Here is a 24,405-nt window from a genome sequence, read left to right on the forward strand (position 1 = left end):
CCCCGCCCAGTCCGCGCCCCGTCCGTCAGGCGCGCTTCCGGGGCCTCCCGCGCCGCGTCTGGCTCCGTACCGCGCCCATGCTCGCCCCGATGACGAGGGCGATCGCCAGCGCGTCGGTGGTCGTCAGGGCCTGGTCCAGGATCAGGAAGCCGGCCGCGGCCGCGATCGCCGGTTCCAGGCTCATCAGGATCGCGAAGGTGGGCGCGGGCAGGCGGCGCAGCGCCATGAGTTCGAGGGTGTACGGAAGCACCGAGCTCAGCAGCGCCACTGCCGCGCCCAGCCCGATCGTGGACGGGACCAGCAGTTTCGAGCCCGACTCCATGATGCCGAGGGGCAGCGAGAGCACCGCGGCGACGACCATGGCCAGGGCCAGCCCGTCCGCCTGGGGGAAGCGACGGCCGGTGCGGGCGCTGAAGACGATGTACGTCGCCCACATGGCACCGGCGCCCAGGGCGTAGGCGGCGCCGACCGGATCGAGGCGGTCGAGCCCTCCGCCGCTCAGCAGCACGACGCCGCCCAGCGCGAGCCCGGCCCAGACCACGTTGATCAGGCGGCGGGAGGCGAACACCGAGAGGGCGAGCGGCCCCAGCACCTCCAGGGTGACGGCCGCGCCCAGCGGGATGCGGTCGGCAGCCTGGTAGAAGAGCGTGTTCATGCCGCCCATGGCCAGCCCGAAGGTGAGGACCGTGCCCCAGTCGGCGCGCGAGTGGCCGCGCAGCTTCGGCCGGCAGACAACCATGAGGACGATCGCGGCCACGGCCAGACGCAGGGTGACGACGCCGAGCGCACCGGCCCGGGGCATCAGCAGCACCGCGACCGCGGAGCCGAACTGGACGGAGAGACAGCCGCCGACCACCAGCGCGACCGGGGCGAGCGCCGCCCCCCGGCCCTTGGGACGTGCGGGGCCCGCCGCGTCGCCCAGGGCGGAAGCCGCCTCGGGTACGGCGACGGCTGCGGCCCGCTCCACGGCCACAGCGGCCCCTGCTGCACTGCGCTGGTCGTTCACCTGCGGTGTTCCTCCCGAATCCGGCAGTTCAATACAATGAACCGTTCGATTGAAGATACTGCACTGCACCTATGCGCTACGCCCGTGCGGTACGTCCTCTTACGGTAGGTACCTCCGCGTGGCACGTGAAATGTCGACCGAGCTCCGGTTATGCTCCCCGCGCATGAGCATGGGGCGTTCCGGACAAAGCGCTGGTCGCGGCATCGAAGTGCGGCATCTGCGCGCTTTCCTCGCCGTGGCCGACGAGGGCAATGTCACGCGCGCCGCCGCCCGCCTCCGCCTCACCCAGCCCGCGGTCTCCCGCACCCTCGCCGCCCTTGAGCGGCACCTCGGCATCCGCCTTGTCGACCGGTCCACCCACCATCTCGTCCTCACCCCCGAAGGCGTCGCGTTCCGGGACAAGGCCGCCGCCGCGGTCGCCGCCTTCGACGAGGCGCTCGATCCCAGCGGGCTGCGCCACTGGCCGCTGCGGCTCGGGCACGCCTGGTCGGCGTTCGGCCCGTACACCACACCGTTGCTGCGCCGCTGGCAGGAGCTGTATCCGCAGACCCCGCTCGAACTGCTGCGGATCGACGACCGCACCGCCGGGCTGACCCGGGGCGAGGTCGATGCCGCGCTGCTGCGGGGGCCCGTCGAGGCACCCGGCCTCGTCACCGAGGTGCTGTTCGACGAGGACCGGGTGGCGGCGGTGGCGGCGGACGGCCCGCTCGCGGACCGCGCCACGCTCCGGCTGTCCGACCTGGCGGGCGAGACCGTCGTCCTCAACACCGTCTCCGGCACCACCACCGTCGACCTGTGGCCGCCGGGCGGCCGGCCCGCCGCCACTCTCACCGTCGCCAACACCGACGACTGGCTGACCGCCATCGCGGCGGGCCGCGGGGTCGGGGTCTCCGCCGCGTCCACCGCCGACATGCATCCGCACTCCGGGGTCGCCTACCGCCCGCTCGTCGACGCCCCGTCCGTACCCGTGCTGCTCGCCCGGCGGGATGTTCCGGGGCACCCCGCGCTGCCGGCGCTCACCGCACTCGCCCACGAGATCCTGCGACGGGGCACCGCCGACGGCTGAGGGGTTCGTGGCCGGGCCGCCGAGGACGTCACGTGGCCGGCACCGGAAACGGCGGCCGTGGCGCCACCACGCGCCCGGCCCGGCGCGCAGGATCTACGGTGCGCCGACCCTGGTGAGCACCAGGGTCGGCGGCCCGTCCGGCTCGTATTGGAAATACACCGTCCCCTCGCCCCGCGTGTAGAGCTGGATGCCGCCGGTCCTGCCGAGTCCACCGTCGTCGATCGTCAGATAGACGAAGTCGCTGGACGCCTGGTTGTCGAGGAACTCCCATCGGCCACTGAAGTCGGCGGGGCCGGAGAACTCGTCCGTCGATACGTCGGTGGCGGAGAACGTCCCGTCGGAATCGAGCAGGACCTCGCCGCCCGTCTCGTCGTTGCGGTACACACCGGGCAACTCATCGGCGTCGACGGAGGCCGTACACCCTGAGATGAATGCCGCGGAAGCGGTCAGGACGGCGACGAGCCACCGCCCACCTGTCCTCTTGCTCATCACGGCCCCAGCGTAGTGCCGAGCCCGATGACCTGGATCCGGGGTGACATCGGCCTGTGGTCGCCGACTGCCGAGGAACTCCCGCACGGGGCCGGATGACGACGCCGGGGGCTCCTCCACGGCTGCCGTCGAGCCGACGGGCAGCGGTCCAGAACGGCTCGGACACCGTGGCCGCGCCAGCGGCCTGAAGAACACGGGTGCAGAGACCGCCGGTTGTGGATTCCTCGTGATCGTCGGCGTGGGCCAGAATGTTGCAGTCGAAGCTACCGCGCGAATTGCCGTGTGGGCACAGCGTGATGCCAGGCCGCATCCCGGGCCCGGCAGGCGGCGAATACCTGGTAGGGGGTGCCGCCGCAGCCGCTCAGGTCGGGTCGGTTTCGCGACAGGGGCGGCAGAGGCCGTCGCGGAACGCTTGGGGCCGTCCAGGGGCGCCGCACTCGGTGCACTCGACCATCAGACGGCGTACGGGGGTTGCCCGTGCGGCCGGGGTTGCGGCGGGCAGGCGGGGCGGGAGCTTGTCGCGGAGGCGGCGGCGGACGAACCCGAACGGCGAGTCGACGGACGCGGGAAGCCCGGCGGTGAGGGCGCGCGTCAGGTAGCCGGCGTCCACGCCACGCGCGAACCACTCGGCGGCCGCCTGCTCCAGCGCCGCACAGTCCGCTGCCGAGAGGGCCAGGCGGGAGTCGGCACGGCCGAGATGGGCCAGCGCGAGAAAAGCGGGAGAAGGCTGTCGCCCCACGGCCGCCCCCGGCTGCGGCTGCGGCTCCGGTTCGAAGCGTCGTCATCGAATTCCTCGTCGACGACGTGGACCGCATCCACCGGAACCTGACCGGCTTCGTCACCGACTTCGTCAAGGAGCCGACGACCATGCCGTGGGGGAACCGCGCGCTGCTGTTCCGCGACTCCGACGGAAACCTCGTCAACTTCTTCACGCCCGTCACTCCGGAGGCCGTCGAGAGGTTCGCGCCGCGCCGCGCCGCGTAGTCACGAGGTTCGCGCCGCGCCTCGTAGTCATCCGGCCGCCGGCCCGTTCCCCTCACCGGCTCCCTCCGTCAGACCCTCTCCCAGGCCCTCCGCCAGCAGTTCCGCCAGGTGCCGGGCCCGTACACCGCCCAGTTGTTCCAGCTGGGTCCGGCAGGAGAAGCCGTCCGCCAGGAAGGCTGTACCCGGTTCCGACGCCCGCACCGAGGGCAGCAGGGCCTCCTCCGCGCACGCCGCCGACACGTCCCAGTGGCCGCGCTCGAAGCCGAAGTTTCCGGCGAGGCCGCAGCAGCCGCCGCTCAACTCGCCGGTCAGGCCCGCCCGTTCGCGCAGACGGCGATCCGCCGCGTCGCCCAGGACCGCGTGCTGGTGGCAGTGGGTCTGGCCGGCGGCCGGGCGGTTCAGGCGGGGTGGCTGCCAGTCGGGGGCGTACTCCTCCAGGTACTCGGCCAGCGTCCGCACCGACGCCGCGAGTTCGGCGGCTCTCGGGTCGTCGTGGAGGAGTTCGGGCAGGTCGGTACGGAGGGTCGCGGCGCAGCTCGGTTCGAGGACGACCACGGGGGTGCCGAGCGTGCTGCCCAGCCGGTCCAGGGTGCGGCGCATGACCTTGCGGGCCCTGTCGAGCTGGCCCGTCGACACGTAGGTCAAGCCGCAGCACAGCCCGCGCCCGGCGGGGATCACGTGACGGCCCGCCGCCTCCAGGACCCGCACCGCCGCCCGGCCCACCTCGGGCGATAGGTGTTCGGTGAAGGTGTCGGGCCAGACCATGGCCACCTCGTCGTTCGAGAAGATGAACGTGCCCTTGCCCCAACGCCGGTTCAGCCACCGGGTGAACGTCTCCCGCGCCAGGACCGGAATCCCGCGCTCCGGTGCGATGCCCGCCAGCCGCTTGGCGAGGGCGGCGAGGAGGCGCACCCTGGCCAGGGCGTTCAGCGGGCCCGCGAAGGGGGCGGCCAGGCGCAGCCACGCCGGCAGCCGGCCCATCGAGTAGTGGGCGGCCGGGCGCAGCCGCCGGCGGTAGTGGTGGTGGAGGAACTCGGCCTTGTACGTGGCCATGTCGACGCCCACCGGGCAGTCGCTGCGGCAGCCCTTGCACGACAGGCAGAGGTCGAGCGCGTCGCGCACCTCCGTCGACCTCCAGCCGTCCGTGATCACCCCGCCCGCCTCGCCCGCGAGCATCTCGTGCAGCAGCCGGGCCCGGCCCCGGGTGGAGTGGGCCTCCTCGCCGGTAGCCCGGAACGACGGGCACATCACGCCGGTGCCCGTCGGCCGGGCCGTACGGCATTTGGCGACGCCCACGCAGCGGCGTACCGCCGCCGAGAAGTCGCCGCCGTCGTGCGGGTAGCCGAACGTGACGTCCACCGGGTGCTTCGGCAGCACCTCGAAGCGGAGGTTCTCGTCGAGCCGGGCGGGGCGGGCGAGAATGCCGGGATTCATGCCGCCGTCCGGGTCCCAGATGTCCTTGAACCGGGCGAAGACCGCGACCAGTTCGTCCCCGTACATGCGCGGCAGCAGTTCGGCGCGGGCCTGGCCGTCGCCGTGTTCGCCGCTCAGTGAGCCGCCGTGCGCGACGACCAGGTCCGCGAGCTCCTCGGAGAAGCGGCGGAAGCGGGCGACGCCCGGCGGGCTCAGCAGGTCGAAGTCGATCCGGACGTGGATGCAGCCGTCGCCGAAGTGGCCGTACGGGGTGCCGCGCAGTCCGTGCTCGGTGAGCAGGGCGCGGAAGTCGCGGAGGTACGGGCCGAGGCGGGCGGGCGGTACGGCGCAGTCCTCCCAGCCGGGCCAGGCCTCGGTGCCGTCCGGCATCCGGGTCGCGGTGCCCGCCGCGTCCTCGCGGATGCGCCACAGGGCCCGTTGCGCGGCGGGGTCGGTGACGACGGTGCTGTCCAGGGCGTCGGCCGCCCGCAGGACGCGCTCGGCGTGCGCCCGCGCCTCGGCCGGGGTGGCGCCGCCCGTCTCGACGAAGAGCCAGGCACCGCCGCGCGGCAGCCCGGCCGGTTCCCGTACGAGATCGGCGGCCATGCCCTCGACGGTGAGCGGGTGGTGCGGGAGCAGGCCGGGAGCGGCTTCGGCGGCCGCGGCCTCGTCGGCGTAACCGAGGACGGCCAGCGCGCGGGCCTGCGGTGCCTCGACCAGCCGTACGGTCGCCTCCGTCACCACGCCGAGCGTTCCCTCGCTGCCGCAGAAGGCGCGGGCCGGGTCGGTGCCGCGCTCGGGCAGGAGCGCGTCCAGGGCGTACCCGGAGATGCGGCGCGGGAGTTCGGGGAACCGGGTGCGCAGCAGGGCGAGGTGGGTACGGACCAGCTCGGGGAGGCCGGTCAGGGCCTCGGGGACCGTTCCCCGGCTCAGCCGCAGGGTGTCGCCGCCGTAGCGGGCCACGGTCAGGGCGTGCGTGTTGTCGGCGGTGGTGCCCCAGGCGACCGAGTGCGCGCCGCAGGAGTTGTTGCCGATCATGCCGCCCAGCGTGCAGCGGCTGTGCGTGGACGGGTCGGGCCCGAAGGTGAGGCCGTGCGGGGCGGCGGCGGTACGCAGGTCGTCCAGGATCACGCCCGGCTGGACGACGGCGGTGCGGGATGCGGGGTCCAGCTCGACGATCCGGTGCAGGTGCCGGGTGAGATCGAGGACGACGCCGGTGCCGGTGGCCTGCCCCGCGATGGAGGTGCCGCCGCCGCGCGGCACCACGGGCACCCCGTGCGCGCGGCAGACCGCGAGCGCGGCGGCCACGTCGTCGGCGTCGCGCGGGGCGACCACGCCGAGCGGTACGCGGCGGTAGTTGGAGGCGTCCATCGTCGTCAACGCGCGGGCGGTGGTGCCGAAGTCGGCCTCGCCGCGGACCGCGGTGCGCAGGGCCTGTGCGAGTTCGGCGCGTTCCGTCGGATTCCGATGTGCGGCCATGCGGCCCAGGATGCCGTTGATCGGGCCACTCGGCCGTCCGGCGCCGCGCGTTTCCCCTGAATACGTCAATACGCCGGAAGACGTCGGACCCGTAGTCACATACGTAACAAAGAACGCTACAAGATCTTCCCAAAGAGAGCGTCAATTCTCATATAGTGACCAGGACTTAGCTTGGAATTGTCAGCTCCAGTTACCACGCTCAGTCCCGTTGTCCCGAACTGTCCTGATCTGGACCGTTCGACTCGTCCCGCTTACCCGATCCGTCCGTGCCCGTTCGTACCCGTCCGTACCCGTCCGCCCCAAGGACTCCCTTTGAGCCCCTCATCCCGGCCGACCGCAGTGGCCCTGCTGATATCGCTGGCCGTCACCGGATCCCTGTGTCTGTGGGCGGTCGCCGCCGCCCCCGGCTCGGTACGGACCGAGCTGGCCTGGGGAGCGGGTGCCGGCGCCGTGCTGCTGTCCGCCGCCGTGGCCGTCGCCGTCCAGGCCCGTACCAACGCCGGCCGGCTGCGCGCCCGGCTCGCCTCGGAGACCCAGCGGTTCACCGGTGAGATCAGCCGCCTCGTCTCCGCCTCCGCGGCCGAGGGCCAGCGGTTCACGGCCGAGACCGCCCGGATCAAGTCCGCCGCGGCGGCCGAGACCGCGCGGCTCAGGTCCACGGCCGAGGCCGAGACCGCGCGGATCACCGCGCAGGCCGTCGCCGAGACCGAACGCCTCACCGCCGAGAACCAGCGGCTCACCGCCCGCGCGACCCGCAGCGAGACCGAGCGCTCCGCCGCGGTCGCCGCCTGCGCCAACGCCGCGGGCCGGATGCAGGCCCTGGCCACCAGCATGCTCGCCGACCTTCGCGACATGGAGCACCGGCACTCCGCCGAGGACGTGCTCGGCGATCTGCTCCACCTGGACCACCGCACCGCCCAGGCGGGCCGGCTCGCCGACTCCATCGCCGTGCTGACCGGTGCCCGCTCCGGGCGGCGCTGGGCGAAGCCGATCGTGATGGAGTCGATCCTGCGCGGCGCGATGGGCCGGATCAGCGGCTACCAGCGGGTGCGGCTCCACTCGACCAGCGATGTCGCGGTCGCCGGGCACGCCGCCGAGGGCGTCATGCACGCGCTCGCCGAACTCCTCGACAACGCCGCCAACTTCTCGCCGCCCACGGCCGAGGTCCATGTGTACGTCGAGGAGGTGCCGGCCGGCATCGTCCTGACCGTCGAGGACAGCGGCCTGGTCATGAGCGATGTGCAGCTGCGCCGCGCCGAGCGTGCGGTTTCGGCCACCGACCAGGACCTGACGGGGCTGTCCGGCACCCGGCTCGGCCTCGCCGTCGTCGGCCGGCTGGCCCGCAAGCACGGTCTGACCGTCTCGTTCCGGCCCTCCGCGCGCGGCGGCACGGGCGCCCTGATGATGCTCCCGCAGGAGCTCCTCACCCGGGCCCCCGCCCCCGCTCCGGCCCCGGAACCGGCGTCGCGACCGGCACCCGAACCGGAACCCTCGCACGACACCGCGCCGGCCCCCACGGCAACCACGACGACGACCGCTACGACGGCGACCACCACGGCGACCGCGACGGCCGACGCGGGGCACCCGCAGCACGCCCCGGCCGGGGACTCCTCCGCCTCCGAGACCACCGGCAACCTCCCCCGGTTCGGCGAGAGCGGGCTGCCCAAGCGCCCCCGCGGCCGTACTCTCGCCGCCGCCGAGGCCCGTGCCAACGCCCAGACCGACGGCGCCGAGACCCCCCGGCCCCGCACCTCCGACCCCAAGGAACAGGCAGCCCGGTTCAGCAGCTTCCGCCAGGCTGTTCGGGCCAATTCCCCGCACCCGGAAGAAGGCAACACCCGATGACCGCCACCACCGACGAGAAGCTCAACTGGCTGCTGGAGGGGCTCCTGGAGCGCACCCCCGGCACTCGTCATGCCCTCGTCCTGTCCAGGGACGGCCTCAAGCTGTGCCGCACCCCCGAGCTCTCCGTCGACCAGGCCGACCAGCTGGCCGCGATCTCGGCCGGCATCCAGAGCCTGTCGCACGGCGCGTCCGTCGAGTTCGGTGACGGCACCGGCGGCGTACGGTCCGCGATGGCCGAGTTCTACGGCGGCGTGCTGTTCATCGTCGAGGCGGGCGCGGGCGCCCATCTCGCGGTCGTCGCCTCCGAGGACTCCGACGTCGGCCTCATCGGCCACAACATGAGCGAGCTCGTCGAACAGCTCGGCGAGCACCTCAGCGCCCCGCCGCGCTCCTCCTCGGCCGCCGACGCCGACGCGACCGTATGACCCGCCCCCGCCGCCCCGGCCGGGACGACGATCCGGACCGGCTGTACACCCTCACCGGAGGGCGCAGCCGGTCCGACTCGGACGCGTTCGACCTGGTGACGCTGGTGGTCTCCGAGTGCGAGCCGGCCCCCGGCATGCAGTCGGAGCACGTCACGATCCTGCGGATGTGCCAACTGCCCACCGCGGTCGTGGAGATCGCGGCGGCACTCGGCCTGCCCGTGAGCATCGTCCGGATCATGCTGTCCGATCTGCTGGACACCGGACGTATCAGCGCCCGTCACCCCCGTACTGCCCGTGTCGCGGACCGGCTCCCCGACCCCGACATCCTGGAACAGGTGCTCGTTGGACTCCGCAACCTCTGACCGTGCCGCCCTGCGGGCGACGGCCGACAACGGACTGAAGATCGTCGTCGTCGGCGGCTTCGGCGTCGGCAAGACCACCATGGTCCGCTCCGTCAGCGAGATCCGTCCGCTGAACACGGAAGAGACCATGACCCGCGCGGGCGAGGCCGTCGACCACCTCGACGGCGTGCACTCGAAGACGTCCACGACCGTCGCCTTCGACTTCGGCCGGATCTCGCTCGACGAGCGCTCCGTGCTGTACCTCTTCGGCGCCCCCGGCCAGGAGCGCTTCTGGTTCCTGTGGGACCGGCTGTTCTCCGGCACGCTCGGCGCCGTCGTGCTCGTCGACACCCGCAGGCTCGCCGACTCCTGGTACGCGATCGACCGGCTGGAGCACCACGGCACGCCGTTCATCGTGGCCTGCAACGACTTCGGCGGCCCGCTCCACTCCGAGCAGCAGATACGCGAGGCGCTCGCCCTCTCGGACGACGTGCCGCTGGTGGAGTGCGACGCCCGGGACCGTTCGTCCAGCAAGTACGTACTGATCACGCTGGTCGAGTACCTCCACACCCTCTCGCGGAGCGGGGCCGCCGCCCGTTCCGCCGCCGCCCGTCCGGAGATCGCGCCGGAGAAGACCCCGGAGCCCACACCGTGACCCAGCCCCCGGCACCGCCCTCCGGCTGCCCCGTCTCCCAGGGCCGCGTGCCGCTCTCCGGCCCCCGGTTCCAGACCGATCCGACCGGGCTCTACCGGGACATGCGACGCGACCACGGCTCCGTGGCGCCGGTCGTCCTCGACGGCGACGTCCCCGCCTGGCTCGTGATCGGCTACCGCGAACTGCACCAGGTCACCGGCGACCCGGTGCTGTTCAGCCGCGACTCCGACCTGTGGAGCCAGTGGGACCGCATCCCCGACGACTGGCCGCTGCTGCCGATGATCGGCCGCAAGCAGCCGTCGATCCTGTACACGGTCGGGCCCCGGCACACCGAGCGCGCCGCGATGATCAGCAACGCGCTGGAGGCCGTCGACCCGTTCGCGCTGAAGCGTCGCGCGGAGGAGTTCGCCGACGGTCTCATCGACCGGTTCTGCGCCACCGGCAGATCCGAGATCATCGCCGAGTACGCGATGCTGCTGCCCGCCCTCGTCCTGGCGAAGATCTACGGCTTCGGCGACACCGTCGCCCACGCGCTCGTCGGCTCGCTCAACGACATGATCGACGGCCGGGAGCGGGCACTGGCCGGTCAGCAGCACCTCGCCTCGTCCATGTTCCAGCTGCTGGCCGACAAGCACGCCGAGCCCGGCGACGACGTCGCCTCGCGGATGATCGCCGACCGCGGTCACTTCACCGACGAGGAGGTCGCCCAGGACCTGATGGTCATGATGGCCGCGGGCCACCAGCCGACCGCCGACTGGATCGGCAACTCGCTGCGGCTGATGCTCACCGACGACCGGTTCGCCGCCTCCCTGTCGGGCGGCCGGCACAGCGTCGCCGAGGCCATGAACGAGGTCCTGTGGGAGGACACCCCGACGCAGAACGTCGCGGGCCGCTGGGCCTCGCGCGACACCCGCCTCGGCGGCCGCCACATCCAGGCGGGCGACCTGCTGCTGCTGGGCATCGGTGCCGCCAACTACGACCCGCAGGTCCGCACCGACGGCTCCACCCTGACCGGCGGCAACAACGCGTTCCTCTCCTTCGGCCACGGCGAGCACCGCTGTCCGTTCACCGCCCAGGAGACCGCCGAGGTCATCGCCCGTACCGGCATCGAGGTACTGCTCGACCGGCTCCCGGACATCGACCTCGCCGTCCCCGCCGGACAGCTCACCCGGCGCCCGTCCCCGTGGCTGCGAGGTCTGACCGCTCTGCCGTTGACCTTCACTCCCACCCTCGCACTCGGACCCGCCGCGGGAACCACAACCGGAGGCCAGAGATGACCCGGATCGCGCTCGACCCTTTTGTCACCGACCTCGACGGCGAGAGCGCACGGCTGCGGGCCGCAGGCCCGCTCGCCGAGGTGGAACTGCCCGGCGGGGTGCACTGCTACGCGGTCACCCACCACACCGAGGCGCGGCAACTGCTCACCGACAGCCGGATCGTGAAGGACATCAACGTCTGGAACGCCTGGCAGCGCGGCGAGATACCGATGGACTGGCCGCTGATCGGCCTCGCCAACCCGGGCCGCTCCATGCTGACGGTCGACGGCGCGGACCACCGCCGGCTGCGCACCCTGGTCGCGCAGGCGCTGACGGTGAAGCGGGTGGAGCGGCTGCGGGCCGGCATCGAGGCGCTGACCACGGCGAGCCTGGACCGGCTGGCCGCGCTGCCGAAGGGCGAGCGGGTCGACCTGAAGGCGGAGTTCGCCTACCCGTTGCCGATGAACGTGATCAGCGAGCTGATGGGCGTGGACAGCGCGGACCACCCGCGGCTGAAGGAGCTGTTCGAGAAGTTCTTCTCGACGCAGACGCCGCCCGAGGAGGTCCCGCAGATGATGGCGGACCTCGGCGCGCTCTTCACGAAGATCGTCGACGGCAAGCGGGAGAACCCGGGCGACGACCTCACCAGCGCCTTGATCGCGGCTTCCGAGAACGGTGACCAGCTCACCGACGAGGAGATCGTCAACACCCTCCAGCTGATCATCGCGGCCGGTCACGAGACCACGATCAGTCTGATCGTGAACGCGGTCGTCGCGCTCCAGACCCACCCCGAGCAGCGCAAGCAGGTGCTCGGCGGGGAGGTGCCGTGGGAGAACGTGATCGAGGAGACCCTGCGCTGGAACACCCCCACGTCGCACGTCCTGATCCGGTTCGCCACCGAGGACGTCGAGGTGGGCGACAAGGTGCTGCCGAAGGGCGAGGCGCTCATCGTGTCCTTCGGCGCGCTCGGCCGCGACGAGGCGCAGCACGGTCCGACGGCCGGTGACTTCGACATCACCCGCTCCCCCAACCGCCACATCGCGTTCGGCCACGGCCCGCACGTCTGTCCGGGTGCGGCGCTCTCCCGGCTGGAGGCGGGCGTGGCGCTGCCCGCGCTGTACGAGCGGTTCCCGGAGCTGGAGCTCGCCGTACCCGCGTCCGAGCTGCGGAACAAGCCGATCGTCACCCAGAACGACCTGCACGACCTGCCGGTGGAACTGGGCTGACCGGCACTCTCCGTACGCGGTCCACGGACCGGCGCGGGCGTCTCATCCGACGGACACGGTGCTCGGCCGTGTCCGGGAGGCACTACGCTCCGGTTCGTGGCCGATATCCAGATTCCCGCTGACATCAAGCCCGCCGACGGACGCTTCGGCGCCGGTCCTTCCAAGGTGCGGACGGAGGCGCTCGACGCGCTCGCCGCCACCGGCACGTCTCTTCTCGGTACGTCCCACCGCCAGGCCCCGGTCAAGAACCTGGTCGGCGCGGTGCGTCAGGGCGTGCGCGACCTCTTCTCCCTCCCCGAGGGCTACGAGGTGATCCTGGGCAACGGCGGCTCCACCGCCTTCTGGGACATCGCGACGCACGGACTCATCGAGACGAAGTCCCAGCACCTCAACTTCGGCGAGTTCTCCTCGAAGTTCGCGAAGGCCGCCAAGCTCGCCCCGTGGCTGGCCGACCCGACCGTGATCGCCTCCGACCCGGGCACCCACCCGGACCCGAAGGCCGAGGCGGGCGTCGACGTGTACGCCTTCACGCACAACGAGACCTCGACCGGTGTCGCCGCTCCCGTCAAGCGTGTCGCGGGCGCCGACGAGGGCTCCCTGGTCCTGGTGGACGCCACCTCCGGCGCGGGCGGCCTGCCCGTCGACATCACCGAGTCGGACGTCTACTACTTCGCCCCGCAGAAGTCCTTCGCCTCCGACGGCGGCCTGTGGATCGGCGTCTTCTCCCCGGCCGCCCTGGAGCGCGCCGCGCGCGTCCACGCCTCGGGCCGCCACATCCCGGAGTTCTTCAGCCTGCCCACGGCGATCGACAACTCCCTCAAGAACCAGACGTACAACACCCCGGCCCTGGCCACGCTGTTCCTCCTGAACGAGCAGCTGACCTGGATGAACACCCAGGGCGGCCTGGACTTCACCACCGGCCGCACGGCCGCCTCGGCGCAGAACCTTTACGGCTGGGCCGAGGAGTCGAAGTACGCGACCCCGTTCGTCACCGACCCCGCGAAGCGCTCGACGGTCATCGGCACGATCGACTTCGCGGACGAGATCGACGCCGCCGCCGTCGCCAAGGTGCTGCGCGCCAACGGCATCGTCGACACCGAGCCGTACCGCAAGCTGGGCCGCAACCAGCTGCGCGTGGCGATGTTCCCGGCGATCGACCCGTCGGACGTCCAGGCCCTGACCGCCTGCATCGACTACGTGATCGAGAAGCTGTAACGAGCACCCGCAGGACGAAGGGCTCCGCGCCGGTGCGCGGGGCCCTTCGTCGTTCACTCGGTCGGGTGGCGGAACGGCTTTCGGGCACTGGCGACCGGACCGGCCTACGATGATGACCTCGACATCACCCCTTCAGGAGGCCCGCAATGTCTGCAGCAGCAGTCGAGCACCCCTGTGACGGTGAGCCGGAATCGCTGCTAGACACGGCCAACAGCCTCATGGAGCAGCACCCGGGTTACCGCGTCGAGATCATCGGAGGCGTCATCACAGTGGCCCCATCCCCGGACGCCCCGCACGCCCGAGTGTTGACCAAGGTCATGCGCCCGTTCATCGCAGCCGGTCTCGACGACGGCGAGGCAGAGGTCCTTCAAGGGATCGGCGTGTGGCTCCCCGGCGGCCCGGCCGACTACGCCATCCCCGACCTGGCGGTCGTCGACGCCGATCTCGACGAGCATCTGGTCGAGAACAACTGCTACGACCCCGCCGTCTTCCGCCTCGTCCTGGAGGTCACCTCCAGCAACTACAACAACGACCTGCGCAACAAGGTCGCCGCCTACTCCGAGGCCAAGATCCCGGTGTACGTGATCATCGACCGCAGGCACGGGCGGGTGCACGTCCTGACCGAGCCCATGGGCGGCGGCTACGACAGCCACCAGGTGTACGCCCCCGGGCAGACCGTCACCCTCCCCGAGTCGATCGGCGCCCCGGTGACCCTCGACGTCGACAAGCTCATCCAGGCCGGCCGCCCCCGCGCCTGATCAGCCGGACGCCGCCACCAGGACCTCCCGGAGCCGGGCCATCCCCGGGGCCCACGCCTTGTCCCCCGCCTCGTCCCACAGCTCGCGCAGCTCCGAATTCTCGCCCAGCACCGCGTCGAGGGCCTTCACCGCGAGGGGGCGCAGGTCCGTCGCGAGGACGGGCAGCGGCTTGTCGGGACCGTACGCGGTGGTCACCGGCTCACCGCCCGGGCACTGGGAAGCGACCAGCGCGGCCGCCGCGACGGCGGGAGCGCCCTCGTCGCTGTCCAGGTAGTCCGTGGGGACGAGCACCGCCTCCAGGGCCTTGCGGATCACCGCTTCCCGCCGGTTCTCCGGCGCGTCGTCGATCTCCCCGGAGAAATCCGCAGCGGTGTCATTGTCGAAATGGCCGGTGTCCCAGGTGCCCATGAGGTCCCCTCCGCAAGTGCTGTCCGTACGTGGGCCACTCTCTCAGCCACCACTGACAACGGCGGGGCGCTCCCAGCGCCGTTCGCCGTCGCACCACTCCTCCGTGGGCACCAGTCCCGCCGCGCCGGCCACGGCGGCGGAGGCGTTGTGGTCCGGATGGATGTGGGCGAGCACGGTACGCACCGCCCCCGTCCCCAGCAGGTGGGCCACCAGCCCCGTCGCGGCCTCCTTCGCGTACCCGCGCCCCTGCCACCGCGTCCCGACCACCCAGGCGATCTCCGCCGCCCCGCCCGGCACGTCCACCGTCGCCTGGACGTATCCGGCCAGACAGCCCTCGTCGCGTACCCGCAGCACCCAGTTCCACCACCACGCCCCGGGGTCCGGCGAGCCGGCGGTCTGGCGTCCGTAGCGGGCCCTGAGCCCGTCCGCGGTCTCCGGGGCGCCTCCGGTGTAGGTGTGCAGGTCCGGGTCGTCCAGCACCGCCGCCATCTCGTCCGCGTACGCGACCCGCAGCGGAAGCGCGTCCAGCCGGGCGGTGGCGAACGGCTCGGGCCCGGGGGCTGTTCGGCTCTCCATGGGGCCCGACCCTACGCGGCCCCACGTGTGCGACGGATCGCGCCCTCAGTTCCCCTTCCGGCGCCGCCCCATGAGCACCAGGAAGCCGATCCCGGCGAGGACGAGCACCCCGGTCAGGGTCGTCCCCTTCACGTCCCCGGCGCCCCCGCTCCCCGCTCCGGCGGACGAGGCCGACGAGTCGCCGCCCCGGGACGGCGACGTACCGCCGCCAGCACCGTCCTCCACATCCACCCGCTCCACGTCGCTCTGCTCCCCCTCCGAGCCGAACATCAGCGCCGAGCCGTCCGCCGTGTACGTCACGGACTCCGCCTGCCGCTGGATCGGCGCCCGGACCGCGTGGTCGGCGCCGAGCCTGCCGTTCTCGAAGACGTAGCCGCGGGCGCTGAAGTAGGAGCGCAGCACCAGCTCCTTGCCGTCCGGCGAGAACGCCCCGTCCGTCACCCACGGCACCTCGCCCACCCGGCGGAACACATTGGCGGCGCCGGTGGTCAGCTTCGCGGGGCCCTCGTACAGCCCGCCGCCGTCCTCGTTCTTCGACGCGATGTAGACCCGTCCGGTCTTCGGGTGGACCATCAGCGCCTCGGCGTTGCGCGGGCCGTCCGCGTACTTCACGTCGAACTGGGTGGCCCGGACCGTCGCGTCCTTCAGCTCCTTCGGCTCCGGGAAGCGGTAGATCCAGACGTGGTCCCAGCTGCCGTCGAGGTTGTCGCCGATGTCACCGACGTACAGATCGCCGTCCGGTCCCAGCGAGATGGCCTCCACGTCACGGGGTTCGCCCACCCCCTTCATGGTGATGGTCGCGACGGTCTTCCCGGTCCGGGAGTCGACGGCGTAGACGTACGGCCCGTCGTCGCTGTCGTTGTGCGTCCAGTAGATGCCGGGGTGGGCGCGGCTGGCGGCGAGGCCGCTGGACTCGGTGATCCGGGGGTCCTCGATGGTGAAGCTCCGGTCGGCTCCGTCGTCGGCCACGGCCGGTCCCGCCCCGGCGAACAGGAGCAGCGCGGCAACTCCGGACACAGTCAGGTACGAACGCATGGCACAAGTGTCCATCGTCACGTCGCAGGCGGCAGGAGTGATCCGCGATGATGACGCCATGCGGTTCACGTTTGTCGGCGATTCCATGACCATCGGCTGCGCCGGCGACTTCACCTGGCGCTACCGGATGTGGCAGCACCTCGCCTCCACCCTCGAAGCGCCGTTCTCGATCGTCGGACCACGCAGCGAGCTGTACGACACGGTGGCGGGCGCCCCCGTCAGCCACGAGTACGGCGCGCCGGACTTCCCCGCCGGGGCCCGCGCCCATCTGGCGGGCTGGGGCGAGGGCTGGCTGCACATGGCGCCGGTGATCGCCGGGACGGTGGCCGGGCACGGCACGGACGTGCTGCTCGTCTCGCTCGGTCTGATAGACCTCGGGTTCTACACGGACAGTGGTCAGACGGCCGAGAACGCGCGGGCGTTCATCACGGCGGCGCGCACGGCCAACCCGCACGTCAAGATGGTCCTGATGCCGGTGATACCGAACGTCCGGGCCGAGTCGGACGCCTCGTTCGCCGCCGAGTGCGACCGCTTCAACGAACTCCTCGCGAAGGCGGTCGCCGACCTGGACGACCCGATGTCCCCGGTCCTGCTGGCCTCCCGCCCGCCGGGCTACGACATCCACGAGGACACCTACGACGGTACGCACCCCGGCCCGAGCGGCGAGCACGCGCTGGCGGGCTCGTTCGCCGACGCGATGCATCAGGCGTGGGGGCTGGGCCGCCCGTACACACCCCGGCCATGAGCAGAAACGAAAGGGACTGACATGACAGGAACGGCCGCCCGGCACCTCTATCTCGTCCGGCACGGCGAGGCGGCCGGGGAGGACGACGACTGCACGCTGACGGAGGCCGGCCAACGCCAGGCGGAGCTGCTCGGCCGGCGGCTGCGCGAGCACCCGATCTCGGTGGTGCGCCACGGCCCGCTGCCCCGGGCCGCCCGGACGGCGCAGCTGATCGGCGAACAGCTCGACGACGTCCCCGTCCTGGTCACGGAGACGGCCGACGACTACGTTCCGCACTTCCCGGACCGGGCGGAACTGCCTGCCGACAGTGCCGACCGCTTCATACGGTTCCTGGAACCGTGCACCGCCGAAGAGCGGGTTCGGGGGCCGGAGTTGGCGCGTCGCGCCCTGGCGGAGCTCACCGGTCCGCCGGAGGGCGACGAGGACGTCCACGAACTCGTCGTCACCCACAGCTTCCTGGTGTCCTGGCTGATCCGCGACGCCATGGACGCGCCGAAGTGGCGCTGGCTCGGCCTCAACCACGGAAATGCCTCGCTGACGGTGATCCGCTACGCCCCGGGCCGCCCGGCGTCGGTCCTGGTCTCCAACGACATGCGGCATCTGCCCGACGAGCTGCGCTGGACGGGATTCCCGCCGGAACTCCAGGCCTGAGCCCGGGACTTCCTACCGGCCGTCCGAAGAGGGCCGGGCCCGCACATGCATCCGCTCCCCCTGCTGCCCGAACAGGCTGAGGAACTCGACCGGATCGGGCCCGGCGCTCGCCCACGCGTGCGGTGTACGGGTGTCGAACTCGGCGACCTCACCGGCGGTGAGCACCAGATCGTGCTCGCCCAGCAGCAGCCGCAACCGTCCCGCCAGCACGTACAGCCACTCGTACCCCTCGTGCACCCGCTGCTCCAGCGGCCCCGTGGACCCGCGGCCGCCGGGCAGGATCTGCTTGTACGCGTGCAGCCCGCCGAGGTGCCGGGTGAGCGGTACGAACGTCATGCCGTCGCGGACGAAGGGACGGAAGTGGACGCGCGGGTCACCGGTGGCCGGGGCGCCGACCAGTTCGTCCAGCTGGACCCCGTACGCCTTGGCCAGCGGCAGCAGCAGTTCGAGCGTGGGCTTGCGGCCGCCGGACTCCAGGCGGGAGAGGGTGCTCAGCGAGATCCCGGTCGTCTCGCCGAGCCGGGCCAGGGTCGTGCCGCGCTCCTGGCGCAGGGCCCGCAGACGCGGGCCGACGCCTGTCAGGACGGTCGTGATCTCGTCGTCGTCCGGTCGTTCCGTGTGCTCCGCGCCGTCTTCCATGGCCCCATTATTTGCCGTCCCGGCAATCGGGCGCGTCAGGACGAAAGGATCATGGCCAGCGAGAGCCGGGTCAGCTCGTCGGTCAGCCACTCCGCGTCGACCTGGCGGGGCCGGCGGCCGTGGTGGGCCATGAGCTCGTCCACCGCGTGGTTCAGCACCGTGACGGTGACCTTGTGGTCGCTCGGCACCGCCTCGCCCCGGCGCACGGCCCGCTCGGCCTCGGACGTCAGGAACTCGATCCACATCGCCCGCCAGGTCGCCAGGTGTCTGTCCACCTCGCGGCTCACCCCGAGCACCTCGACGAAGGCGACCCGGGCCGCGCACTTGTCCTCGGTGACCGCCTTCACGTAGGCGGCGAAGAGCAGCCGGACCCGTTCCGCCGTCGGGCAGTCCTCCATGCCCTCCGCCATGAGGGCGTTCTCGGCCGCACGCAGCCCGTGTGTGGCCACCTCGTCGTAGAGCGCCATCAGCAGCACCTCACGGGAGAGGAACTCCTGCTGGAAGACATGGGCGGGCACCTTCGCGCGGGCGCACAACTCCTCGACGCCGGTGTGCGCGTACCCGTACGCACCGAACAACTCACGCCCTGCCCGCAGGAGTCGGTCCCGTGCTCCCAGAAGCTCCATGGGCTGTCCGACCGCCCCGTTCCGCCGGCTCGCCACGACACCCGCCATCGGTCCTCCTTCGTCGTCCGTACCGCTGCCCCCACTCTTCCCGCTCCCCGCGGCCGGTGGTGGGTCCGCCACGCACTGAGGACTCCATCACTTCCCCGGCTCGCCCGCCTCCGCAACTCCCCAAGAAACACCCCTCGGGGGGCGCGAGACCTGCCCCTTCACGCCTCGGCGCAAGCGCCCCCACCCCCGGAACGGGGACGTACGACCGGGGTTGTCGGCCCCGCCGCTCCCGCCCGCCGGGCAGCCCCCGGACGGTTTCGCCGGGCGCTGCCCGACTGGGCCGGGACGCCTTGCGAATCTACGATTTCCCCAGGTGGAAAGGGGGTCCACATGGACCGGAACATACGCACGACGGATGACGTACTGCGGCTCATGGACGGCCTGTTCGCACGGGACGCCGACCGGTGGACGGCCGACGCGGGGGCCTGGTGGGACGGCTTCTACGCGGACCGGGAGAGGCCCGTTCCGTTCTTCGTGGCGAAGCCCGACGAGAACCTCGCCTCGTACGTCGACCGCGGGCTGATCGCCCCCGGCCGCGTTCTGGAACTCGGCTGCGGGCCCGGCCGCAACGCCGTCCATCTGGCGTCCCTGGGCTTCGAGGTCGACGCCGTGGACCTGTCCCCGTCGGCCCTCGCCTGGGCCCAGGACCGCGCCCGCGAGGCGGGGGCGGACATCCGGTTCCACCACGGCGACGTCTTCGAACTCACGCGGACGGAGCCGACGCTGACCGGCCCGTACGACCTGGTCTACGACTCCGGCTGCTTCCACCACCTGCCGCCGCACCGCCGTGTCAGCTACCTCGCCCTGCTCGACCGGGTTCTCGCCCCCGGCGGCCGTTTCGCCCTCACCTGCTTCGCGTCCGGCGAGGGCGGCATGGGCTCCGAACTCCCCGACGAGGCCTTCTACGGCCGGGGCGGACTCCAGGGCGGACTCGCCTACACGCCTCGGTCGTTGCGCCGGATCTTCTCCGACCTGACGGAGATCGAGCTCCGCCGGATGCGCGACGAGCCGTCCGGCTCCCCGCTGTTCGGCGAACCCTTCCTCTGGACGGCCCTGTTCCGCAGGCCCGCCGCAGAGCCCTCCCGGCCCGCCTGAACCGCCTGACCGAATGACCGACTGACCCGCCCGGACGCGGCATCAGGAAGCCGCGGTACCGCCCCGGCCCGCTTCGGCGTCCGCGTCCAGCGCCGGGGCGATCACGGCGAAGGCCCGGTCCAGCAGCGCGGCCGGGCCCTCGGCGCCATCGCTGTCGCTCCACCGCCGCAGCACGGCATCGAAGGCTGCCAGCGCCATTCCGGCGGCCAGCTGCGGGTACATGTCCGTGTCGGGCCCGAGCCCCGTACGCTCCGCCAGCTCCGCCGTCAGATCGTCGCGCCACTGCGCCTGACGCTCCATGAAGCGTGCCCGCAGGGCGGGCGTACGCAGGATCAGCTGGACCACGCGCAGCGCCCGCTCCGCGTGGTCGGGGTGGGCGCAGGCGGCGAGGGAGACCGAGACGGCGCGCAGCAGCGCCACGGACGGGCGCTCCCCGGCGGGGCGGGCCGCCAGCTCCTCGCACATACCGGCGCCCATGCCGGCCAGGAACTGGACGACCACGTCCTCCTTGGACGCGAAGTACCGGAAGAACGTCCGCTTGGACACACCGGCGGCGGTCACGATCTCGTCGACGGTGACCGCGTCGAAGCCCTTCGACGCCAGCAGTTGCAGCGCCGCTTCGGTCAGCTCGCCCGAGACGAGAAGGCGTTTGCGCTGGGCCATGGTCACTTCGGGGCGAGAGCTCACCCACCCATGGTAACCCCATGCCTTGCATGACACCAAGGCGCACCTTGACACCGAGTGCCAGCAAAGGCAACGTGTGTCACATGACACGGCAACAGCAGTGGACCACCGAGCAGATCCCGGACCAGACCGGCCGGGTCTCCGTCGTCACCGGAGCCAACAGCGGCCTGGGCCTGGCGACCGCGCGGGCGCTCGCCCTCCGGGGCGGACATGTGATCCTCGCCGTACGCGACGAGGAGAAGGGCCGCCGGACGGCCGCGGAGATCACCGCCGGGCAGCCGGACGCCGGCCTGGAGGTACGCCGGCTCGACCTGGCGGACCTGGAATCGGTCCGGGCCTTCGCCGACCGCCTGCACGCCGAACGCCCACGGCTGGACGTGCTCGTCAACAACGCCGGAGTGATGGCGCCGCCCCGGTCACTGAGCGCACAGGGCCATGAACTCCAGTTCGCCTGCAACCACTTGGGGCACTTCGCGCTCACCGGGCTGCTGCTCGACCTGCTGTCCGCCGGGCGCGACCCCCGCGTGGTCACGGTGAGTTCGGCCAACCACCGGCAGGGGCGGCTCTTCCTCGACGACCTCTCGGGCGAGCGCAGGTACTCGCCGATGGGCTTCTACAACCAGTCGAAGTTCGCCAACGCGGTCTTCGGCCGGGAGCTCCACCTGCGGCTGACCGCGTCCGGCAGCCCGGTGCGCAGCCTGCTCGCCCACCCCGGCTACACCTCCACCAACCTGCAGACGAGCGCACCGGTCGGCCTGGTGAAGCTGCTGTACGGCCGCGTACTCACCCCGCTCGCCCAGACGCCGGCGCGCGGCGCCCTGCCCCAGCTGTACGCGGCGACCCACCCGGACGTGCGGGGCGGCGAGTTCATCGGGCCGGACGGCCCGGCCGAGCTGCGCGGCGGGCCGACCAGGGTGCGGCTGTCCCCCGGGGCGGCGGATGCCGGGACCGGCCGTCGTCTGTGGGAACTGTCGGAGCGGCTGACCGGCGTCCGGTTCACGTTCCCGACCCCGGTCCAGTGACCGGACACACCGCGGCCGGTGGAGCATGCGCTCCACCGGCCGCGGTGTGTCCATGGGCAGGGTGCCCCGTGGCGCCGGGCGGTCAGGCCTTGCCGGTGCAGATGGCGTCGTACGGCCGCCCCGGGCTCGGGAACAGCTCCAGCGGCTTGCTGCCGGCCGGGCACTGCTCGGCGGTCTTCGTCAGGTCGAGCACCTTGCTCACACCGCTGCCGCCACTGCCGCAGGCGACCTCCTTGGCCTGGTCGTTCACGCAGTCGCCCTTTACCAGCTGCCCGCCGCCCGCACCGGCGTCACCGGGGTGGTCGCCGCTCAGGTTGCGGCCGCAGATGGTCTTGCTGGGGATGCCGGCGCTCGCGTCGCCGGAACCGAAGGAGACCTTCACCGAGATGATCGCGTCCGTACCGGCCGGGCACTGGATGGAGTCGGAGAATATGGCACCGTCCTTGATCTCCAGGGCCTTGAGTGTCGCCTTGGAGTCGTCGCAGTCCAGCGGCTGGTAGGCGTCCTTCTTGCTGCTGTCGGGCCCGGCGCAGTCGCCGACCTTCCAGTCCTTGGCCTCGTGGGTCCCGTCGCTCGACGACTTCTGGCAGGCAGTGGCCGCCCCCAGGACGAGTGCGACGGCCAGTACCGCCTTCGAGCCGTTCAGGAGAGCCGCACGAGAGCTGCGTCGCGGCGAGGAATCGGTGCTGCTTCGGCTGCCGCTGCGGGGTCGCGTGCTGCCGTTGACTCTCATGCTGCTCCTTGAGGTTCGGGTGTGTGGCGCGGCCCGCACAAGTACTCGGCGTGGCCCGCGCATGGTGGCGCGCGCGTGATGACGACAGGACCGGGCACCGCGGTTCCCGCTCCGGCCGATTCAACGCTCCTGCGGGGCCGGCTCAGCGTTCCTGCCGGGCCGATTCAGTGTTCATGCCGGGCCGGCGCGGCGAACTCCACGTCCGCGGCACGCGCCACGACCTCCAGATCGCTGCCGAGGGCCCACTCGGCGACCCGCGAGACCGCGGCGGCCGGGACGGGCCCGCTGATCCCGGGCGCGGCCGGGATGTCGTGCGTCGCGTGCGCGTCGTGCGGCATGACGACCCGGTACCCCAGCGCCAGGGCCGTGCGGGCCGTCGACTGTACGCACATCTCCGACATCACCCCGCAGATGGCGAGCGCCCGCACCCCCGAGTCGGTCAACAGCCCCCCGAGGGGCGTCCCGTGGAACCCGTCGTCCCGGGTCTTCCGGATCACGACCTCCGTGTCCGAGGCGTCGACGCGATGATGGAGCTCCCACCCGGGCGTACCCGGCTCGTCGCCCGCCCCGGGCCGCCCGTCGTTCTGCACGTGCACGACGAGCGCCCCGTCCTTGCGCGCCCGCGCGATCAGATCCGCCGTCCGGTCCACGAGCCCGGCCGCCCCGGGCACCGCCCGCTCACCGACGACCGCGTCCGCCTGGACGTCCACAACGAGCAGTGCCTGTACGGGACGTGCGCGATCGCTCATGCCGTCATCATGTCCGCCTGCACCGGTTCGCCTCCACATGTTTTGGAGCCCTGACGCAGGACCGCCCGCCGCCCCGCCCTACGCCTTCAGCCCCACGACGCCCCAGCCCCGTCCGGCCGCTTCGGTGAGGACGCGTCCCCACTCCGCCAGCAGGCGGGCGAACCCGTCGAAGTCGCGGACCCAGCCGTCGGGGACCGCGGCGTGCTCGTCGAACGCCTCGCGCAATCCGTCGAGCCGCGGCCGCACGGCCTCCCAGGTCGCGACGAGCTCCCGGACGCCCTGCGGTGACCGGGCGATCATCAGGCCGTACGAGCCTGGCGGGTCGTCGGAGAAGAAGTCCACGTCCGTCCGGCCCGACTCGCCGTCCATGCCGTCCCAGATCAACCCGAGCAGGAAGCTGTCCAGCCCGGCGCGCACCGGCGGATCGGCGTGGTCCCGGACGCGCTCCCAGCGGTGCGTGGCCCAGAAGTGCGGCTTGTACGAGCCCAGGGTGTGCAGGAACTCGTAGACGGCGAAGCGGCCGCTGTTCGGCCCCTGCGGCCACTTCCAGTCGCCGTCGACGGCCGGGGCGTCGTGGTCCCACAGCCCTGTCTCGTCGGCGTCCCAGGCGTTCTCCAGCCGGGACAGCCGCTCGCGCTCCGGCGCTTCGGCCAGCCATGACCAGTCGGCGATCAGCACCGTGATGTCGAGCCCCATGGCGCGAGGCTACCGGCCAGGGTCAGGTCACCGACGCGTTCGCGCAACGAGTGGACACCGCGGATCGCGCCTCCGGACCGCGGTGTGGCATCGTCCCGCGCATGGTGGATTCGGCGGAGGCGGAGACGGTCGGGGCAGTGGAGTCGTGGAGTTTTGCCGGTGACGCCGTCGCCGTGTCCGACGACTCGGTGGCACAGGCGCTGCGGGCGAGGATCGCGGACGGGAAGCTCGAATCGCTGCTGGAGAGTTCGGCGGGGCGGACGCTGTTCGTCGTGAGCAACACCGAGCGGGCGATGGTGATGCTGCTCGCGGACCCGGGTGACCCGGGCGAGCACGCCACGGACCCCGGGGCGGAGGACTGGAGCGGCGGGTTCGTCCTGGCGAACGGGCAGAGCGACGAGTACCCCGACGCGGACACCGTGCCGCTCGACGAGGCCCTCCGGATCGTCCGCCACATCCTCGCCACCGGCCGGCCCCCCGCCGACGCGGCGTGGGCGGTCGACCGCTGAACCGGCGGCGACCGGACCGGGCCCGTGGATC

General features: G+C 72.2%; 26 protein-coding genes and 2 pseudogenes. 15 read left to right on the forward strand and 13 right to left on the reverse strand.

Features of this window, described 5'->3' with window-relative positions; translation table 11 throughout:
• Positions 1-25: 25 nt before the first annotated feature.
• A complete protein-coding gene (locus OHA19_RS17640; protein WP_405715484.1) occupies positions 26-1,006 on the reverse strand; it encodes an EamA family transporter in 981 nt (326 codons plus the stop codon).
• A 163-nt stretch (positions 1,007-1,169) separates the two neighbouring features.
• On the opposite strand from OHA19_RS17640, the gene OHA19_RS17645 reads away from it, so the two are divergent.
• Positions 1,170-2,072: a LysR family transcriptional regulator gene (locus OHA19_RS17645; RefSeq protein WP_405715482.1), complete on the forward strand. Its 903-nt coding sequence runs from the start codon at positions 1,170-1,172 to the stop codon at positions 2,070-2,072.
• A 93-nt stretch (positions 2,073-2,165) separates the two neighbouring features.
• Here OHA19_RS17645 and OHA19_RS17650 read toward each other — a convergent pair whose 3' ends face one another.
• Positions 2,166-2,561 (reverse strand): hypothetical protein, encoded by a 396-nt coding sequence (locus tag OHA19_RS17650; RefSeq protein ID WP_405715480.1) that lies wholly within the window; start codon positions 2,559-2,561, stop codon positions 2,166-2,168.
• Positions 2,562-2,934: 373 nt separating this feature from the next.
• Positions 2,935-3,330: pseudogene (locus tag OHA19_RS17655) on the reverse strand (MarR family transcriptional regulator); the annotation flags it as partial.
• 5 nt (positions 3,331-3,335) lie between these two features.
• On the opposite strand from OHA19_RS17655, the pseudogene OHA19_RS17660 reads away from it, so the two are divergent.
• Positions 3,336-3,545: pseudogene (locus OHA19_RS17660) on the forward strand (VOC family protein); the annotation flags it as partial.
• Positions 3,546-3,572: 27 nt separating this feature from the next.
• Here OHA19_RS17660 and OHA19_RS17665 read toward each other — a convergent pair.
• On the reverse strand, positions 3,573-6,437 hold the full coding sequence (locus tag OHA19_RS17665) for an FAD-binding and (Fe-S)-binding domain-containing protein (RefSeq protein ID WP_405715478.1): 2,865 nt from the start codon (positions 6,435-6,437) through the stop codon (positions 3,573-3,575).
• 312 nt (positions 6,438-6,749) lie between these two features.
• Between OHA19_RS17665 and OHA19_RS17670 the strand changes: the two genes are divergently transcribed.
• The 8 genes from OHA19_RS17670 (at position 6,750) to OHA19_RS17705 (ending at position 14,158) form a co-directional block, all read left to right on the forward strand.
• On the forward strand, positions 6,750-8,282 hold the full coding sequence (locus OHA19_RS17670) for an ATP-binding protein (protein WP_405715476.1): 1,533 nt from the start codon (positions 6,750-6,752) through the stop codon (positions 8,280-8,282).
• Positions 8,279-8,707 (forward strand): roadblock/LC7 domain-containing protein, encoded by a 429-nt coding sequence (locus tag OHA19_RS17675; protein ID WP_405715475.1) that lies wholly within the window; start codon positions 8,279-8,281, stop codon positions 8,705-8,707. Before OHA19_RS17670 ends, OHA19_RS17675 begins: the two co-directional genes overlap by 4 nt.
• The gene (locus tag OHA19_RS17680) at positions 8,704-9,069 is read left to right on the forward strand and encodes a DUF742 domain-containing protein (protein WP_360539716.1); all 366 of its coding nucleotides are present in this window, start codon (positions 8,704-8,706) and stop codon (positions 9,067-9,069) included. The genes OHA19_RS17675 and OHA19_RS17680 overlap by 4 nt, the downstream gene beginning before the upstream one ends.
• Positions 9,050-9,703, forward strand: coding sequence for a GTP-binding protein (locus OHA19_RS17685; RefSeq protein ID WP_405715472.1), 654 nt, complete (start codon positions 9,050-9,052; stop codon positions 9,701-9,703). Before OHA19_RS17680 ends, OHA19_RS17685 begins: the two co-directional genes overlap by 20 nt.
• Positions 9,700-10,980 (forward strand): cytochrome P450, encoded by a 1,281-nt coding sequence (locus OHA19_RS17690; RefSeq protein WP_405715470.1) that lies wholly within the window; start codon positions 9,700-9,702, stop codon positions 10,978-10,980. The genes OHA19_RS17685 and OHA19_RS17690 overlap by 4 nt, the downstream gene beginning before the upstream one ends.
• Positions 10,977-12,185 carry a cytochrome P450 gene (locus OHA19_RS17695; RefSeq protein WP_405715468.1) on the forward strand — a complete coding sequence of 403 codons (1,209 nt, stop codon included), beginning with the start codon at positions 10,977-10,979 and terminating at the stop codon, positions 12,183-12,185. The genes OHA19_RS17690 and OHA19_RS17695 overlap by 4 nt, the downstream gene beginning before the upstream one ends.
• A gap of 96 nt (positions 12,186-12,281) precedes the next feature.
• Positions 12,282-13,400, forward strand: a complete 1,119-nt coding sequence (gene serC / locus OHA19_RS17700; protein WP_405750703.1) for a phosphoserine transaminase — start codon at positions 12,282-12,284, stop codon at positions 13,398-13,400.
• 146 nt (positions 13,401-13,546) lie between these two features.
• A complete protein-coding gene (locus OHA19_RS17705) occupies positions 13,547-14,158 on the forward strand; it encodes a Uma2 family endonuclease (protein WP_405750705.1) in 612 nt (203 codons plus the stop codon).
• Here OHA19_RS17705 and OHA19_RS17710 read toward each other — a convergent pair whose 3' ends face one another.
• The 3 genes from OHA19_RS17710 to OHA19_RS17720 are packed head-to-tail and all read right to left on the reverse strand — an operon-like array spanning position 14,159 to position 16,177.
• Positions 14,159-14,566 carry a DUF4259 domain-containing protein gene (locus OHA19_RS17710; protein ID WP_405715462.1) on the reverse strand — a complete coding sequence of 136 codons (408 nt, stop codon included), beginning with the start codon at positions 14,564-14,566 and terminating at the stop codon, positions 14,159-14,161.
• 42 nt (positions 14,567-14,608) lie between these two features.
• Positions 14,609-15,142, reverse strand: a complete 534-nt coding sequence (locus tag OHA19_RS17715) for a GNAT family N-acetyltransferase (protein ID WP_405750709.1) — start codon at positions 15,140-15,142, stop codon at positions 14,609-14,611.
• 45 nt (positions 15,143-15,187) lie between these two features.
• Positions 15,188-16,177 carry a WD40 repeat domain-containing protein gene (locus tag OHA19_RS17720; protein ID WP_405750712.1) on the reverse strand — a complete coding sequence of 330 codons (990 nt, stop codon included), beginning with the start codon at positions 16,175-16,177 and terminating at the stop codon, positions 15,188-15,190.
• Between the two features lie 58 nt (positions 16,178-16,235).
• On the opposite strand from OHA19_RS17720, the gene OHA19_RS17725 reads away from it, so the two are divergent.
• Positions 16,236-16,922 carry a GDSL-type esterase/lipase family protein gene (locus OHA19_RS17725; protein ID WP_405715456.1) on the forward strand — a complete coding sequence of 229 codons (687 nt, stop codon included), beginning with the start codon at positions 16,236-16,238 and terminating at the stop codon, positions 16,920-16,922.
• A 21-nt stretch (positions 16,923-16,943) separates the two neighbouring features.
• The gene (locus OHA19_RS17730) at positions 16,944-17,573 is read left to right on the forward strand and encodes a histidine phosphatase family protein (RefSeq protein ID WP_405715454.1); all 630 of its coding nucleotides are present in this window, start codon (positions 16,944-16,946) and stop codon (positions 17,571-17,573) included.
• Positions 17,574-17,585: 12 nt separating this feature from the next.
• Here the strand turns inward: OHA19_RS17730 and OHA19_RS17735 are convergent, their stop codons facing one another.
• Positions 17,586-18,212, reverse strand: coding sequence for a helix-turn-helix domain-containing protein (locus OHA19_RS17735; protein WP_405715451.1), 627 nt, complete (start codon positions 18,210-18,212; stop codon positions 17,586-17,588).
• Positions 18,213-18,247: 35 nt separating this feature from the next.
• Positions 18,248-18,838, reverse strand: coding sequence for a TetR/AcrR family transcriptional regulator (locus tag OHA19_RS17740; protein ID WP_405721738.1), 591 nt, complete (start codon positions 18,836-18,838; stop codon positions 18,248-18,250).
• Between the two features lie 378 nt (positions 18,839-19,216).
• Here OHA19_RS17740 and OHA19_RS17745 point away from each other — a divergent pair, with 378 nt between their 5' ends.
• On the forward strand, positions 19,217-19,981 hold the full coding sequence (locus tag OHA19_RS17745) for a class I SAM-dependent methyltransferase (RefSeq protein ID WP_405715449.1): 765 nt from the start codon (positions 19,217-19,219) through the stop codon (positions 19,979-19,981).
• 42 nt (positions 19,982-20,023) lie between these two features.
• Here OHA19_RS17745 and OHA19_RS17750 read toward each other — a convergent pair whose 3' ends face one another.
• Positions 20,024-20,644 (reverse strand): TetR family transcriptional regulator, encoded by a 621-nt coding sequence (locus OHA19_RS17750; protein ID WP_405721736.1) that lies wholly within the window; start codon positions 20,642-20,644, stop codon positions 20,024-20,026.
• Between the two features lie 104 nt (positions 20,645-20,748).
• Here OHA19_RS17750 and OHA19_RS17755 point away from each other — a divergent pair, with 104 nt between their 5' ends.
• Positions 20,749-21,687: an oxidoreductase gene (locus tag OHA19_RS17755; protein ID WP_405750714.1), complete on the forward strand. Its 939-nt coding sequence runs from the start codon at positions 20,749-20,751 to the stop codon at positions 21,685-21,687.
• An 82-nt stretch (positions 21,688-21,769) separates the two neighbouring features.
• Here OHA19_RS17755 and OHA19_RS17760 read toward each other — a convergent pair whose 3' ends face one another.
• From OHA19_RS17760 to OHA19_RS17770, 3 genes are all read right to left on the reverse strand, one after another.
• A complete protein-coding gene (locus OHA19_RS17760; RefSeq protein ID WP_405715445.1) occupies positions 21,770-22,420 on the reverse strand; it encodes a hypothetical protein in 651 nt (216 codons plus the stop codon).
• Positions 22,421-22,584: 164 nt separating this feature from the next.
• Complete coding sequence (locus tag OHA19_RS17765) at positions 22,585-23,169, reverse strand: isochorismatase family protein (protein ID WP_405750717.1); 585 nt, start codon at positions 23,167-23,169, stop codon at positions 22,585-22,587.
• A 78-nt stretch (positions 23,170-23,247) separates the two neighbouring features.
• Positions 23,248-23,865 (reverse strand): hypothetical protein, encoded by a 618-nt coding sequence (locus tag OHA19_RS17770; RefSeq protein WP_405715441.1) that lies wholly within the window; start codon positions 23,863-23,865, stop codon positions 23,248-23,250.
• A 101-nt stretch (positions 23,866-23,966) separates the two neighbouring features.
• Here OHA19_RS17770 and OHA19_RS17775 point away from each other — a divergent pair, with 101 nt between their 5' ends.
• Positions 23,967-24,374 (forward strand): Imm1 family immunity protein, encoded by a 408-nt coding sequence (locus OHA19_RS17775; RefSeq protein WP_405750718.1) that lies wholly within the window; start codon positions 23,967-23,969, stop codon positions 24,372-24,374.
• Positions 24,375-24,405 lie beyond the last annotated feature (31 nt).

The sequence above is a fragment of the Streptomyces sp. NBC_00012 genome, from assembly GCF_045040875.1.
Lineage (GTDB): Bacteria > Actinomycetota > Actinomycetes > Streptomycetales > Streptomycetaceae > Streptomyces.

Excerpts from the sequence above, each read along its gene's own strand:
- OHA19_RS17645 (WP_405715482.1), top strand. The coding sequence starts at position 1,170 with ATGAGCATGGGGCGTTCCGGACAAAGCGCTGGTCGCGGCATCGAAGTG.
- OHA19_RS17650 (WP_405715480.1), bottom strand. The coding sequence starts at position 2,561 with ATGAGCAAGAGGACAGGTGGGCGGTGGCTCGTCGCCGTCCTGACCGCT.
- OHA19_RS17665 (WP_405715478.1), bottom strand. The coding sequence starts at position 6,437 with ATGGCCGCACATCGGAATCCGACGGAACGCGCCGAACTCGCACAGGCC.
- OHA19_RS17675 (WP_405715475.1), top strand. The coding sequence starts at position 8,279 with ATGACCGCCACCACCGACGAGAAGCTCAACTGGCTGCTGGAGGGGCTC.
- OHA19_RS17680 (WP_360539716.1), top strand. The coding sequence starts at position 8,704 with ATGACCCGCCCCCGCCGCCCCGGCCGGGACGACGATCCGGACCGGCTG.
- OHA19_RS17695 (WP_405715468.1), top strand. The coding sequence starts at position 10,977 with ATGACCCGGATCGCGCTCGACCCTTTTGTCACCGACCTCGACGGCGAG.
- OHA19_RS17705 (WP_405750705.1), top strand. The coding sequence starts at position 13,547 with ATGTCTGCAGCAGCAGTCGAGCACCCCTGTGACGGTGAGCCGGAATCG.
- OHA19_RS17710 (WP_405715462.1), bottom strand. The coding sequence starts at position 14,566 with ATGGGCACCTGGGACACCGGCCATTTCGACAATGACACCGCTGCGGAT.
- OHA19_RS17715 (WP_405750709.1), bottom strand. The coding sequence starts at position 15,142 with ATGGAGAGCCGAACAGCCCCCGGGCCCGAGCCGTTCGCCACCGCCCGG.
- OHA19_RS17720 (WP_405750712.1), bottom strand. The coding sequence starts at position 16,177 with ATGCGTTCGTACCTGACTGTGTCCGGAGTTGCCGCGCTGCTCCTGTTC.
- OHA19_RS17725 (WP_405715456.1), top strand. The coding sequence starts at position 16,236 with ATGCGGTTCACGTTTGTCGGCGATTCCATGACCATCGGCTGCGCCGGC.
- OHA19_RS17730 (WP_405715454.1), top strand. The coding sequence starts at position 16,944 with ATGACAGGAACGGCCGCCCGGCACCTCTATCTCGTCCGGCACGGCGAG.
- OHA19_RS17735 (WP_405715451.1), bottom strand. The coding sequence starts at position 18,212 with ATGGAAGACGGCGCGGAGCACACGGAACGACCGGACGACGACGAGATC.
- OHA19_RS17740 (WP_405721738.1), bottom strand. The coding sequence starts at position 18,838 with ATGGAGCTTCTGGGAGCACGGGACCGACTCCTGCGGGCAGGGCGTGAG.
- OHA19_RS17745 (WP_405715449.1), top strand. The coding sequence starts at position 19,217 with ATGGACCGGAACATACGCACGACGGATGACGTACTGCGGCTCATGGAC.
- OHA19_RS17750 (WP_405721736.1), bottom strand. The coding sequence starts at position 20,644 with ATGGCCCAGCGCAAACGCCTTCTCGTCTCGGGCGAGCTGACCGAAGCG.
- OHA19_RS17755 (WP_405750714.1), top strand. The coding sequence starts at position 20,749 with ATGACACGGCAACAGCAGTGGACCACCGAGCAGATCCCGGACCAGACC.
- OHA19_RS17760 (WP_405715445.1), bottom strand. The coding sequence starts at position 22,420 with ATGAGAGTCAACGGCAGCACGCGACCCCGCAGCGGCAGCCGAAGCAGC.
- OHA19_RS17765 (WP_405750717.1), bottom strand. The coding sequence starts at position 23,169 with ATGAGCGATCGCGCACGTCCCGTACAGGCACTGCTCGTTGTGGACGTC.
- OHA19_RS17770 (WP_405715441.1), bottom strand. The coding sequence starts at position 23,865 with ATGGGGCTCGACATCACGGTGCTGATCGCCGACTGGTCATGGCTGGCC.
- OHA19_RS17775 (WP_405750718.1), top strand. The coding sequence starts at position 23,967 with ATGGTGGATTCGGCGGAGGCGGAGACGGTCGGGGCAGTGGAGTCGTGG.